Source organism: Wolbachia endosymbiont (group A) of Melieria omissa, assembly GCF_964031125.1.
Taxonomy (GTDB): domain Bacteria; phylum Pseudomonadota; class Alphaproteobacteria; order Rickettsiales; family Anaplasmataceae; genus Wolbachia; species Wolbachia pipientis.
On record NZ_OZ035007.1, the window covers coordinates 976,763 to 990,350 of the forward strand.

12 protein-coding genes and 2 pseudogenes are annotated in these 13,588 nt (G+C 34.9%); 7 read left to right on the forward strand and 7 right to left on the reverse strand.

The window, feature by feature from the left end; translation table 11 throughout:
• Positions 1–19 precede the first annotated feature (19 nt).
• The 3 genes from ACQH2Q_RS04555 (at position 20) to ACQH2Q_RS04565 (ending at position 2,334) form a co-directional block, all read left to right on the forward strand.
• Complete coding sequence (locus tag ACQH2Q_RS04555) at positions 20–610, forward strand: hypothetical protein (protein WP_425383402.1); 591 nt, start codon at positions 20–22, stop codon at positions 608–610.
• Positions 611–712: 102 nt separating this feature from the next.
• A complete protein-coding gene (gene proS / locus ACQH2Q_RS04560; RefSeq protein ID WP_155969413.1) occupies positions 713–1,981 on the forward strand; it encodes a proline--tRNA ligase in 1,269 nt (422 codons plus the stop codon).
• Complete coding sequence (locus tag ACQH2Q_RS04565; RefSeq protein WP_151807997.1) at positions 1,978–2,334, forward strand: holo-[acyl-carrier-protein] synthase; 357 nt, start codon at positions 1,978–1,980, stop codon at positions 2,332–2,334. Before proS ends, ACQH2Q_RS04565 begins: the two co-directional genes overlap by 4 nt.
• Positions 2,335–2,568: 234 nt before the next feature.
• Here ACQH2Q_RS04565 and ACQH2Q_RS04570 read toward each other — a convergent pair.
• A pseudogene (locus tag ACQH2Q_RS04570) lies at positions 2,569–2,667 on the reverse strand (WPE palindromic element domain-containing protein); the annotation flags it as partial.
• 167 nt (positions 2,668–2,834) lie between these two features.
• On the opposite strand from ACQH2Q_RS04570, the gene ACQH2Q_RS04575 reads away from it, so the two are divergent.
• Positions 2,835–4,331, forward strand: a complete 1,497-nt coding sequence (locus ACQH2Q_RS04575; protein WP_425383619.1) for a proton-conducting transporter membrane subunit — start codon at positions 2,835–2,837, stop codon at positions 4,329–4,331.
• Here ACQH2Q_RS04575 and ACQH2Q_RS04580 read toward each other — a convergent pair.
• From ACQH2Q_RS04580 to ACQH2Q_RS04595, 4 genes are all read right to left on the reverse strand, one after another.
• Entirely contained in the window at positions 4,328–4,990 is a 663-nt protein-coding gene (locus ACQH2Q_RS04580) for a VirB8/TrbF family protein (protein WP_425383403.1), read from the reverse strand. The two genes, ACQH2Q_RS04575 and ACQH2Q_RS04580, sit on opposite strands and share 4 nt — an antisense overlap.
• A 68-nt stretch (positions 4,991–5,058) precedes the next feature.
• Positions 5,059–5,853, reverse strand: a complete 795-nt coding sequence (locus ACQH2Q_RS04585; RefSeq protein ID WP_338481699.1) for a hypothetical protein — start codon at positions 5,851–5,853, stop codon at positions 5,059–5,061.
• 73 nt (positions 5,854–5,926) lie between these two features.
• Positions 5,927–6,748 carry an AAA family ATPase gene (locus ACQH2Q_RS04590; RefSeq protein ID WP_182309569.1) on the reverse strand — a complete coding sequence of 274 codons (822 nt, stop codon included), beginning with the start codon at positions 6,746–6,748 and terminating at the stop codon, positions 5,927–5,929.
• A gap of 17 nt (positions 6,749–6,765) precedes the next feature.
• Positions 6,766–7,353, reverse strand: a complete 588-nt coding sequence (locus ACQH2Q_RS04595) for an L-threonylcarbamoyladenylate synthase (RefSeq protein WP_182309570.1) — start codon at positions 7,351–7,353, stop codon at positions 6,766–6,768.
• 346 nt (positions 7,354–7,699) lie between these two features.
• Between ACQH2Q_RS04595 and ACQH2Q_RS04600 the strand changes: the two are divergent.
• Positions 7,700–8,639 (forward strand): annotated as a pseudogene (locus ACQH2Q_RS04600) (IS5 family transposase).
• A 314-nt stretch (positions 8,640–8,953) separates the two neighbouring features.
• Here the strand turns inward: ACQH2Q_RS04600 and ACQH2Q_RS04605 are convergent.
• Positions 8,954–9,424 carry a hypothetical protein gene (locus ACQH2Q_RS04605; protein WP_182309938.1) on the reverse strand — a complete coding sequence of 157 codons (471 nt, stop codon included), beginning with the start codon at positions 9,422–9,424 and terminating at the stop codon, positions 8,954–8,956.
• Between the two features lie 75 nt (positions 9,425–9,499).
• On the opposite strand from ACQH2Q_RS04605, the gene miaA reads away from it, so the two are divergent.
• Positions 9,500–10,384 carry a tRNA (adenosine(37)-N6)-dimethylallyltransferase MiaA gene (gene miaA / locus ACQH2Q_RS04610; protein WP_065094524.1) on the forward strand — a complete coding sequence of 295 codons (885 nt, stop codon included), beginning with the start codon at positions 9,500–9,502 and terminating at the stop codon, positions 10,382–10,384.
• On the opposite strand, the gene ACQH2Q_RS04615 is transcribed toward miaA, so the two are convergent.
• Positions 10,381–11,211 carry a hypothetical protein gene (locus ACQH2Q_RS04615; protein WP_264339102.1) on the reverse strand — a complete coding sequence of 277 codons (831 nt, stop codon included), beginning with the start codon at positions 11,209–11,211 and terminating at the stop codon, positions 10,381–10,383. The genes miaA and ACQH2Q_RS04615 overlap by 4 nt on opposite strands.
• A gap of 296 nt (positions 11,212–11,507) precedes the next feature.
• Between ACQH2Q_RS04615 and recG the strand changes: the two genes are divergently transcribed.
• Positions 11,508–13,529 (forward strand): ATP-dependent DNA helicase RecG, encoded by a 2,022-nt coding sequence (gene recG / locus ACQH2Q_RS04620; RefSeq protein WP_038199133.1) that lies wholly within the window; start codon positions 11,508–11,510, stop codon positions 13,527–13,529.
• Positions 13,530–13,588: the final 59 nt, after the last annotated feature.

Below are 13,588 nucleotides of genomic sequence, written 5' to 3' on the forward strand. Positions count from 1 at the left end.
AGGTACTACGTTAAAAAGAGTGAGCAGCAACAAGAGTGGGCAGCAACAAAATTTTACAAATGAATTGAAAGCAAAATTAGAAAGTAGTGGGGGCACTGACAAAAAAGAAACACCAGAAGAGTTTGCTGCAAGAATAGATAGGGAGCAAGCAGAGAGAAAGAAGTCGGATGATAATGATTCAGATTGGACAAAGAGACTTAAGGAGAGAGCAGCAGTCATGCAACTCTCAGATAGTGAAAGTGAGCATTCTGATTCTATTAGCGATTCAGATTGGACTACAGATGAAAGCAAAGACACACAGAAAGAGATAGAGCAGGAAAAAGAGGAGCAGACAAAACACACAAATTCCCCATCAAGCAAGGAAGAAGGAAGCGGGGGTCTTGACAGTGGTATAGGATCTAGAGCCACATCTCCGATACATCCTGAACAAGAAACAGAGGAGTCACCGGTACCGCCAAGTTCGTGTGTTGATTCACCACAAGTAAATAATGTTGACTCAGTGGATAATGAGGTGCAAGATTCACCTCCTCTTTCTGTTGAGGATCGCATAGCACAGTTTGGTGGAAAAGCGTTGCGATGCCAAAAGGAAAATGTTGTACAAGGACTATGATAACTATGAAATGGTCAGCCATGCACTTCCCTTCCTTTTCAAAATAAGTTTACCTACAGGTCTGATTGTATTAAGATTACTTAATACAATCAGATCTATTATATGCGCTTATCCAAATATTACCTGCCAACTCTAAAGGAAAAGCCTGCCCATGCTAAAATTATCTCCCATCAATATTCTTTGCGTGCAGGTTTAATAAAGCAGATAGCATCTGGCATCTATACGTGGTTACCACTTGGTCTCTTAGTGCTTAAGAATATTGAAGATATTATCAGAGATGAAATGAACAAATCCGGTGCTATTGAAGCATTAATGCCTTGTGTGCAACCAGCAAGTCTTTGGCGAGAATCAGGGCGTTACGATGATTACGGTAAGGAAATGCTACGCATAAAGGATAGGCATGAGGAAGATATGCTTTTTGGTCCAACGCATGAGGAGATAGCAACTGATTTAATTAGAGATGTGGTAAAAAGTTACAAAGATTTGCCACTTTGTTTATACCAAATTCAATGGAAATTCCGTGATGAGGTAAGACCACGTTATGGTGTTATGAGGGGCAGGGAATTTTTGATGAAGGATGCATACAGTTTTGATGTAGATTACGAAGGTGCACTGAATTCATATAATTTGATGTACAAAACTTACATAAAAATCTTCAAACGCATGGGATTTACTCCAATTGGAGTTCGAGCTGATACGGGGCCAATTGGAGGAAATTTGAGCCACGAGTTTCATATATTGGCAAACACTGGTGAGAGCACTTTATATTATGACAATAAATTTTCTGAACTACTAGAGAGTGAAGATATTGAAAGTTTAAAGAGTATATACGCAGTTGCAGATGATATGCATGATCCTGAGACTTGCCCTATATCACAAGAGCAGTTAAATGTTAGTAAAGGTATTGAAATAGGGCATATTTTTTATTTTGGCGACAAATATTCAAAGCCTATGAAGGCAAGTGTTACTTCTCAAGATGGAAAAAATGTCAATATACATATGGGTTCGTATGGCATTGGGGTTTCAAGGCTTGTTGGTGCAATAATAGAAGCTTTTCATGATGATAAAGGAATTATCTGGCCAGAATCGGTGGCTCCTTTCAGAATTGGTTTAATCAATTTACAAACGAAAGTAACGGAGGCTGCAGATAAAATATACAAAGCTTTGAAAAGCGATGAAGTGCTTTACGATGATACGGAAGGGAGTGTAGGAGTAAAATTTTCTAGAATGGATCTGATAGGCTTGCCGTGGCAAATAATTGTCGGAAAGAAAGCAGTAAGTGAAAATATAGTTGAAGTAAAAAATAGAGCAACTGGAGAGGTAAAGGAAATGCAGATTGAGGAAGCAATAAATCACTTTAGCGCAAAATGATACACGGTATCGGCACTGACATAGTATATATACCAAGAATATTGAGAATATTACAAAAATACGGGGAAAAATTTCTCAATAGAATCTACACTGAAAAGGAAATAGAGCTAAGTAGAAAGTATAATAGTCAAGAAATGCGAGCAAGGTATTTTGCTAAACGCTTTGCAGCAAAAGAAGCTTTTGTTAAAGCACGAGGTAGTGGTCAGGGTATTACAATGAAAGATATAGAAATATACAATGATGTAAGAGGCAAGCCATATCTTACCGTTAGCAAGGATTTTATCTCCAAAATTCATCTTTCTTTAAGTGACGATGGAGATTACGCTACTGCATTTGTTGTAATTTGCGTCTAGCAGATATTTTCAATTTATGCAGTTGACTTTGTGCTATCTATATAGCTAAACTGACTTACGACAATTTGAAAAACCGTCATTCCGCTACTAGTTAGCGGAATCTATGCTGAGATACCGCGGCGGTATGACGGTTCGCGGTGGCATGACGATAAGCTCGTCATCCCGCTACTAGTTAGCGGATGAGATACCGCGAATGAATCGCGGTATGACGGTTCGTGGTGGTATGACGTAGATTGCTGTCATTCCAGTGCTTGGCACTGGAATCCAGCCTTTATTATGCAGCCACTTAGTTGAAATTAAGTTTTCTGGATCCAAGTAGTCAGGGCACTGGGATGACATCTTTGTTGTGTTTAACAAAAACAAATGTTCGTACAGTTGTGGAATGAATCGCAGTATAGCTATAGCATACACAAACGACTAGTTTGCCAAAAAAACATAGCGGTTTTTCTATGATTTTAGTATAATTCTAGCTTTACCTAAACAAAAAGATGAATTATTTAATGGACTGTGTTTTAACGTCTCTTTCCTTACCATTTTCAATTACTGAGAATTATTTATTAATTACTGCGTTGATTCCACTTTTAAGTGCGTTAGTTATTTTTTTTACTGGTAAATGGCCCGGAGTGAACAATAGTATTACTGTCACTTCTTCTGTACTTCTGTTTACGTATACGTGTCTGTGCACTTTATATTGGGTATATGGTGATCATTCTCAATTTATTCTCATGGATTTTGGTAATAATTTGCACATTAGTTTAAAGCTAGAGTCTACCGGAGTAATATTCAGTTTATTAATATCGTTTTTATGGGTGCTGACCAGTATATATGCAATATGTTATATGCAGAATAACTATGCTGATAGCAATCACTCAAGTTTTCTATGCTTTTTTTCAATATCGATTAGCTGTGCAATGTTTATTGCTTTTTCTGGAGATTTGCTCACTACATTTGTCTTTTATGAGCTTCTAACTATTAGTACATACCCTCTGGTTACTTACAACTCAACAAATGAATCAATGATTGCAGGACGCTATTACTTTGGCGTGCTATTTTTCTCTTCTTTGGTATTATTTTTTCCTGCAATAGGCCTTTTATATAATGAATTTCATACTTTAGACTTTGTAAGTGGTGGAATATTCAAATTTGATACTTCACTCATCACTTTTATTGCAGTGTGTTTTGCTATGCTAATTTACGGAATAGGAAAAGCTGCATTAATGCCAATGCATTTTTGGTTACCAAAAGCAATGGTTGCACCAACTCCTGTGAGTGCACTACTGCATGCTGTTGCTGTTGTGAAATCCGGAGTTTTCATCATCATAAAAGTTATATTATACACTTTTGGCGTCGATAACATGCAACGTTTTGCGCAGCAAAATTGGTTTGCTGGAGGGTGGCTTCCGTACGCTGCTGGATTTACTATTATTACTGCATCATTGATTGCACTAAAGCAAAAAGAATTAAAGAAATTGCTTGCTTACTCTACCATCTCTCAATTGTCATATATTATATTGTTCGCTTCAATTTTTAGTGAGCTCAGCATGAGGGTTGCAATTTTTCAATTAGTTTGCCACGCATTTGCAAAAATCACTTTGTTTTTCGTTGCCGGAGCAATAATAACGAGAGCAGGTGAGAAATATATAGATAAGATTTACGGTATAGGACGCAGTATGCCAATTAGCATGACAGCATTTGCTATAGGTGCGTTGTCTATGATAGGGGTGCCGCCTGCTCCAACTTTTTGGGGTAAATTTCTCATTTTTCAAGCTGTTTTCAACTCTGGCAATGTAATACTTTCTGTGTTTGTAACTCTAGTGTTAATTGTTAGTACTATACTCAACGCTCTGTACTTTTTACCGATAATTTACAACGCCTTTTTCTTAAAACCTTCTCAGAATTACTTTATTAAAAAAACACCAATTCTTCTAGTTTTACCTCCAGTTATTACTGCTATGTGCACTTTGGTTATTTTTTTTAGCTACCAAGTAATATTTTAAAATCTGTATTTATAACCATTAACAATAAATTTAAATGGTATTATACCAGCCAGAGTTGCTTTTATATTCGACAAAGTGAAGCTAATCTCAACAGCCTGATTTTTCACCTCCTTATTTTGCTCGGTTGCAAAAACTACAGTAGCATTTCCAGCAAATGTAACTAAGTCCTTGGTCGATCGATCAATAGATAATGTTATTACATTTATGTTGGCAATTTTTCTTTTGGATGAAACAGCTTCATTGTTCGTTTTTTCCTGAAAGCCTTGATAGGTTTTATGTATAGAATTGTTTCTTATAAAATTTTCTTGGTACTTCGGTTCAACGGTCTTAATGGACTCATATATTTCGATGTATTTACTTATTAAGTACCTCGCTGTGGAAGTGTATTCATCTTCCTTTTTACTGAAACTAAGCTTATGCATTGCGGAGAACTCATCTTCTGTGTGGTTCATATACTTCACAAAATTTAAATCTTTTTTAATAGGAAATAACAGGTATATGTTTAATGTTGATAAACATAAGCATACTAGGAGAAGCGATACTATTAATGCCATCCAAGATCTTTCTGCTACACAAAACAGATACCTATGGCAGTACCATTCGACTGCTTTACTGAAATAACTTTTGTTTTTTACTGATTCAAGTAATTTATCTTCCATAACACAATACTACCAGACCTAATCGGATCATTATAATAACAATAAGCTTAGATACTCTAAAAAAAACTTTAAAATATGTCTAAATTTTCCCAAATAGGATGAATGATTATATCACCTTGTTCTGCAATGAGGTAGAATTTATCGATTTTGCTCACATCTATATTTATCATTTTTACACTGAAATTTTCAGGATCATAAGTATTACTTTCTGCACTTTTGTGATAATTATAATAATGCAATTTATTTTGATCATCAAAATAACCAAATTCATCAGCAAAGGCTCCCACTTTTCTACCTTTACCACTTTTGACTAGCTCAAATAGATCAATTGCATGGTTTTGGGATCCAGGCTCAATAGGCCCTTCTGCAGCAAAAAATTTAGGTGCATGACCAACGTATTCCTTAAATTTTAGATTATGAGTCTTTTTTACACTACCAAAATTCACAAATTTATATTCATCTGAAATACCAGAATATTGTGGATCATACTTTTTATATTCAAAAAACTCGTTACCTAAAAAATTACAAAACGTTAATTTATAATCATCATGATCAGATTTAACGACTTTAAGGTAATGAAAATCTCTAGGAATCTTTACTTCCTCTTCTGTAATATGATTACGTACAACAAGCTCGCCATTTAGCATATGATAGCCAATTTTTGGCAAAGTGGCTATATTGATTGCCTTGTTTAGCTTAAAATTTGCTTCATAAATGCCACTTAACAACTCCTTTCCTTTTTCTAGGGTTATGTCTTGATCTGAAGCTATATTCTTAATTAAGCTTAATTTTTTCTGCATGTTCAATATGGCTTTCGTCAAAACTTCTATTGATTGCCATACAGTTAATTTATTATCAGTCAAATTATATACTTCGAGTATTAAATTAACAGAATTTTATCATGAATTTATGTTAAAAGTATTATACTTTGTAAACTTATGTCATGATATTAACTACATTAGCTAAAACATGCTTTTTATCTAAGTGGAGTTGCTTTGCGGCAACGAAAAGTTCATCTATTTTTTTCCACTGACTTAGCAGAATTTCAACATCATTTACCTCTCTCTTTATGCTTTCTAAAATGAAGGCCTGAATTATATATGATGCTAGTTCTAGTTCGATTTCGCTATTAATTACTTTATTAATCATATTGGGATTCTTTAAATCATGAAGAAATTTATAAAAGCATTTGTATGCTTCATAAGCATCACTACTTATTGCATTTATTATCATTCCTGGCATTCCAGGAAATAAAGTAATCATTTCGTCAAACGTTTGATCATCAAATTTACATTGAGATGAAGCAACTTGCTTTGTTTCATCATAAGTTAATGGAAGTAAATTTAGCTGAAAGCACCTACACAAGATAGTGGTTTGTATATCATATGGCTTATGGCTAATTATAAATATCTTAGAATTTTTTGGCGGCTCTTCTAATATTTTCAATATTGCGTTTTTAGCGTTATTAGTCATTGCCTCTAAGCTATCTATTATAGCTATTTTGTGTTCTGATTGAATGGGACTTAAGTGTAGAAAGTTTTTCATTTCTCTGACTTTTTCTATTCCGATAGTATCACCTTCAACAATGTGTAAGTCCAATGCTACTTCATTATAGCTTTTTATGAGTAACCAATTGGAGAAGGATTTTGCAAGCGTTGCTTTTCCTATACCTTTTTTACCACAGATCAGCCAAGACTGAACAGATAAGTTGTTCATTAATTTTTTTTTGGCCTGGTTGTGACCTATTACTCTTTTCATTTTTTCTCCTATAGATCTTAGTTTGAAAATGCGTTGTTTACTGTTTGTAATGAAATTGCACCTTCCCTTAAAACCTTAATCTTATCTTCGGTTAAGTCAATAATAGTAGATTCTGTACCAGAAACTAGTTCATCATCTTCAATCACTACAGATAAATGTTGCTTAATGGATTGTGGTATATCGTCTGCCTTACATACACTTTTTTCTCCTGAAATATTTATACTAGTTGCAACTATTGGAACTTTCAGTTTATTTAATATTGAAATTGCAATAGGATGCTTAGGGATTCTGATGCCTATACTATCTTTAAAGAATTCGTTTGGCAATATATTGTTGTTTTTAAGTGGTAAAATATAGGTAATTGGTCCAGGAGAAAAGTGGTTTATTAAATCAATATATCTTTCCTTTACCTTTGCTATTTTTGTCAAATTGTAAATATCACTAACAAATATAGACAGTGGTTTATTTTGAGAGCGTTTCTTTATCTGATATATTTTTCCTATAGATTCATTATCTAGTGCATTACAAGCAAGAGCATACACTGTTTCTGTTGGAAAACACACTAACAAGTTGTTCTGTATTGCATTTATTATTTTAGATACCATATAGCTCAAAACTTATTTATAACAACTAGATCAGTTTTGTTGCATTGTATCTTATATAGTATAGCCTTTCTTATAATAGTCCGAATGCGATAAGATATGTGTTTATGGCTATAGCAGGCCAGTAGCATATTACGGTCTGTTCGGATTATTGTAAAAAGAGCTATAACTGCTAGTTTGTATCCGTTCAGGATAGCGGCAAGACCATAGAGTAAAAGTGAGTTTACAACAAATGGTGTCATCCCAGTGCTTGACACTGGGATGGCTTTGTTGCATAGCAACTGAAAAAATCTGGTGGCTACTGACAAAATTCATTATAAAATAGCCATTTAACCTTGAAAGAAAAAATATGCCACAAAAAATGAGGGTCAGTAACCATAGCGAATATAACAAATTTCTAGAAAAAAGAGGAAATATTTTTCATTATATCAACGAAGCCATAGAAAAGTGGTACGAGAATGGTCCAAAAATACCAGGTGGCAACAATATTTATAGCGATAAAGTTGTAATTTTGGTGCACATAATAACTTGTTTATTTAGAATAGGCCTGAGGCAAACAGTTGGGTTTATAGCAGGATACCTTGAGCAAATTGGGAAAAATTTGCAAGTTATCAGCTATTCACAATCATCAAGAAGGTTTAAGAAACTCAATATTAAGATCAATGATTGCAGAAAATAATATGGAAGATATCGAAATTGCTATAGACAGTACAGGAATTAGTATATACAACAACACTCCTGGTCATAGCAAAGAAAATAGCGAAGATAGAAAGTATCGCAGCTATGAACAGACAAGAAAATTGCATGTAATGTTGAATACAAACAGCAAAAAGCCATAGCTGTAAAATACAGTAACGGCTGATCACTATGGAGCTTGTGATTTGCTAAAAGAAGTCGATTTTCAGTATGTCATAAAAGTACTATATGCAGATAGGGCATATGACAGAGAAAAGCTCTATAAGCTGTGTAATCAATATGGTATAAAAACGAAAATTCCTCCGAAAAACAACGCAGCAGAGCATCCAAAGTTAGACTATATGGCTGAGAGAAATGCTGCAATTAGACTAATAAAATCATGCAGCGAAGATGGAATGAAGAGGTGGAAAAGGCAAACAAACTACGGAAAAAGATCTTATATAGAAAGTTTTTTCTCGCGACTGAAACAAACATTCGGGTTTAGTTTTAGGAATAAATCTGAGACAAATAGAGAGAAGGAACTACTTGTTAAATGCTATTTGCTCAATAAGTTCACTGATATTGGTATGGCTAAATTTGAGATAGCTTCATAAATTTATTGTGCGTTACCTACTATCCGAAGAGCGATGCAACAAAGCCCACTGGGATCCAGGAATTTTATTAAGTTGGTAAGCATAAAAGTAGCCGTTTTATGTTAAAATACAACATTTTGATGATTATGAAAAAGCTGGATTCCAGTGTCAAGCACTGGAATGACATCGTTTACTATGTACCATATTGCAATGTTCGTACAGCTGTGTGTCACGCACTTTGCTTCAATATTTGCACATTAGCCACTCCTCTAAACAGATACGCTAGTTTTTGTGAATATAATACAACGCAGCTTACCATTTGTTATGCAGACTTGCTACAACCCAAACTCTTCATTGACTTTATCAACTATTGCCTGTGGTGGATCCTCTCCCCATCCTGAATACAAAATCTCTCCATAGTCTGCAACATCTATAGAGCCAGTTCTGCTTTTTGCTAGAAACATTTCTCTTTTCTCTTTATCAACTAATACATAATGCCACGCTGATTTTCCACGATCTTTACCACGGACTAAGTATATAAGATCTGACCTACTTCTTTTTGTTGCATCAGCAAAAGATCTTTCATTGACAGTTCTGCTTTTACTTTTTATGCCGCCACTTTCAGAAAAAGCTTCCTTGGATTCGGTTTTTTTGCCTGCTAATTCAGAAATTTTTCCTTTTTCCCCTAATGCCCGTTCTTTGGTGTTTTGAGACGAATACTTACTGGAAAAACCTTCCCCTGTACCGCCAGGAGTCCTGTTTGTGAAACGCTTAGTAAATGAATTATTGTCGTTGTTTTCTGCCATAAAAATCTCCAAACTTTAGATTGTAGAATCCAAACTTTTACTACACTTTATCATATGTTAATTAAATTAATATAAATGAAAAATAATATAGTAATTATTACAGGAATTACGGCCTCAGGTAAATCAGAATTATGCGATAACCTGATAGAAAAATATGGAAATATTAGTATAATAAATTGTGATTCAAAGCAGGTATATGAAGAAATTCCCATAATTACTGCTCAACCACCAAAGCAAGAAGTATTTTATAAACTATATGGTTATGTTTCAGCAAAAGAAAATTATTCCGTGGGTCTATGGTTAGAAGATTTAGAAAAAGAAGTTAATCACGCATTAGAAAATGCTCAAATACCTATCATCACTGGAGGAAGCGGGCTTTACATCAGCAGTTTAATCAAAGGCTTATCATCAATGCCACAAATAAGTCAGGAAGTGAGGAAAAATGTAAGCGAATTAAGGAAAAATTTAAGTAAAGAGGAGTTTTACAAATTAGCGCTAAGCAAAGATCCAAGGATTCAAGGTAAAGTGTTCATGAATGACTCGCACCGCCTTTCAAGGGCACTTGAAGTTATCACTGAAACTGGCAAGTCAATTTTTGTATGGCAAGAGAATAGACAGCCTCCTTTATTCAATAATTTTAAGATATATACAATTCTGCCTAAACGTGAAGATGTATACCGAAAAATAAATTCTCGTTTCATTACAATGATTGAAAATGGAGCAATTGATGAAGTAAAAAAGCTACTTAGCATGAACCTAGCCCCACATTTGCCAGCTATGAAAGCACACGGAGTGCCAGAAATTATAAAGTACTTGAAAGGTGAGATTACTTTAGACGAAGCGATACAAATTGCTCAAACAAACACAAGACACTACGCGAAACGTCAGTATACCTGGTTTAAAAAACAATTTCTAAATGCTGAAGTGATTGATTGTGCAAACAAGCTCAAGATATTTTAATTCAGGCCGTGCTCATTACTACGAATAGGGGGTTCCATATTTTCCAGATGGTCGCTTACTTCTAGTGGATCGCCTAAACCATGCTCTATTTTTATTTTAAAAAATCCAAGCCTCTCGCACAATTTCTGAAAGTATTCTTTTATAATGTCAAATAAGCTTTTATCACCTATATTATAGTCCTTCAGTCTCTCAGGAACAGTAAGTGACAAGTTACCATTTGTGTATGTTACATTTTTATCATCTTGAGACTTAAGCGTGAATTCTAGTGAGCTGGATAGATCACACACCTTGTCACCGAATGTACCGTCACTCCTTTGGAAAAATATTGGTAATGTCATATCAGATTTAACACTCACATTATTTTGGCTAACACAGTCAATACTTATTACTTTTTCAGGGCTTTCTATTATGAATGAATGCTGGCTAAGTGCACCTTGAAACTCTATATGTACACCAGCTTCATATCCTGCTTGATTACAATTGATAACTAATTCTTCCAAGATAGAGTCACTTGGAACTTCTGCCTTAGCGTATTTGAACATCTCCTTAAAAACTTTTCTTGCAAATGGGCGGTAGTCTTCATTTTTACCTTCACTTTTTGGCAGTAAACTATCATGTTCTTTGTATAGCTCGGCAATCAAATCTCTACTTATACTTTTGCCGTTAATAACAAAATCCATTCTCTGAAAATCTAAGAACGCTGTATTACCAGAATTCGCTTCAGCATTGTCTTTACCAGCTCTTAACTTGCTAAAACCAAACTTTTCTGCTTGAGTTCTTAATGTAACTACTGGATTTTCCTTTTCTTCTGATATAGAGCTACTCATTATGAATACCTTGATATAGACTGCTGATAGTATAATAATACATAAAAATGATTAATAAGTTAATAAAATACCTACTATAAGCCCTATGATAGCAAATATAGTTAGGGGTAACTTAGGCTTACCGACGATTTTAAAAACAACAAATTCGTCATTCCGTTACGTGTTAGCGGCTGAGATACCGCGAATGAATCGCGGTATGACGTTAGAGAGCTGTGCTAGCTATAGTGCATACCTGACCATAAGGTGACAAGATTTTAAAAAGGCTCTATAACAGTTTTACACATGTATGAATCTCAATGAGCAATCAGATTTTTCTAAATAGCAGGCTGGAGAATATACCTAAGTTTCATTCCGCAATATTACCTAAACTTTGTGGTGGGGACAAGGTGGTGGATCTGCTGTTTTATAAGCCACTTAGTTATGTGGATAGAAGCAAGTTACTATCTGATGCTCGAGTTGGAGAATTTACAACTTTCATTGCAAAAGTTTATGAACATCAGTCGCCCACTTTTAGAGGTAGACCATATAAAATAGTCGTTGAAAGTGAGAGTCAGTATATATTCATAGTCTTTTTTAATTACTCAGTTAAGTATTTATATAAACTATTTCCAATTGGAGCGAATGTGATCATCAGTGGCAAACTCGAAAAATTTGCTGAACATTGGCAAATTACTCATCCAGATTACGTGTCGCTTGACATCAACCAATTTAAAGAAATAGCTTGCATAGAGCCAGTTTACCAATTATGCCGTGGCATTACCAATAAGCGCATTGGGAACATAATAAGCTCTAATCTAAAGGAATTGCCTGATTTACCAGAGTGGATAGATGATACATTAATCAAGCAAAAAAAATGGTTAAGTTGGAGGGAAAGCATCATAAAGTTGCACAGACCAAGCTCATTGGTGGAAGCTGAGGTTTGTAGAAAAAGGCTTGCTTATGATGAATTGTTTGCGTATCAGCTAGCGCTGAAACTTGCAAGAAAAAATCATGTGAAAGAAAGGGGAAGAGAATTTATAATATTGAGTAAATATAAAGAGCAAGTTTTAAATGAATTGTCGTTTCAATTAACAAATGATCAAACTCGTGCAATAGATGAGATCTCAGAGAGACAAAAATCCAAGTATCGCATGATAAGCTTGCTGCAAGGTGATGTTGGTAGTGGCAAAACCGTAGTTGCACTTTTTGCAATGATAAATGTGGTAGAAAACAACATGCAGGCAGCTCTAATGGCACCGACTACTATCTTGGCGGAGCAACATTATAATTGGATTGAGGAAGTTTTATCCTGTACCGATATAAAAGTTGCGCTGCTTACTGGTAAAACTTCGCGCAAGGAAAGAAAGATTATCATGAACGAACTTGCAAGTGGTGTTTTAAATATAGTGATTGGCACTCATGCACTATTTCAAGCTAACGTTACATTTAAAAATTTAGGGCTTGCAGTCATAGACGAGCAACAGCGATTTGGAGTGATGCAGAGAAATCGCTTGGTAGGAAAAGGAGAAAATGCCGATATACTTTTCGTTACTGCAACTCCCATTCCAAGAACTTTGCAGCAAGCTATGTATGGTGACGTTGAATGTTCAATTTTGAAAGAAAAACCAAAATCCAGATTGCCAATAAAAACTGTAACTATGAACATTAGTAGGGTGCCAGATGTTATTGAAAAGCTAAAAGGTGCTATAAACAGGGGCGAAAAAGCATATTGGATTTGTCCATATATAGAAGAAAACGAAGAGACCAATATTGCTGCAGCAGAGATGCGTTTTCAGGAATTACAAAAAACATTTCTTGATAAAGTCGGGATAATACACGGAAAATTGACTCAGGAGCAGAAAGATCAAGTTATGTTTTCCTTCAAAAGGAATGAATTTTCTCTGCTTGTTGCAACCACTGTGATAGAAGTTGGTATAGATGTGCCAGATGCAACCATCATGATTATAGAAAATGCAGAGCAATTTGGGTTATCACAATTGCATCAGTTAAGAGGCAGAGTAGGGCGAGGAAACAAGCCATCTTTTTGTGTATTATTATACGATAATTTAAGTAAAAGCTCATCTTCAAAGTTAAAGATCATGTGTGAGTCACAAGATGGATTTTACATTGCTGAAAGGGATATGATGCTAAGAGGCAGTGGAGATATTTTAGGCACAAAACAATCAGGATGTATGGAATTTAAATTTGCTGATTTATATCAGGACAAAGAGCTGCTCAATCTCGCGTATAATAACGCAAAAGGCGCAATGGCTGATTTTGAATTACTGCTTGATATATTTGAATATAGGAGTAGATTACATTTTTCAAAATTTCAGTAGGAAAACCAGGTAGCCCGCAGAAACGAAAAAACTTCCTTGACAAACCTCGCCAGCCCCCT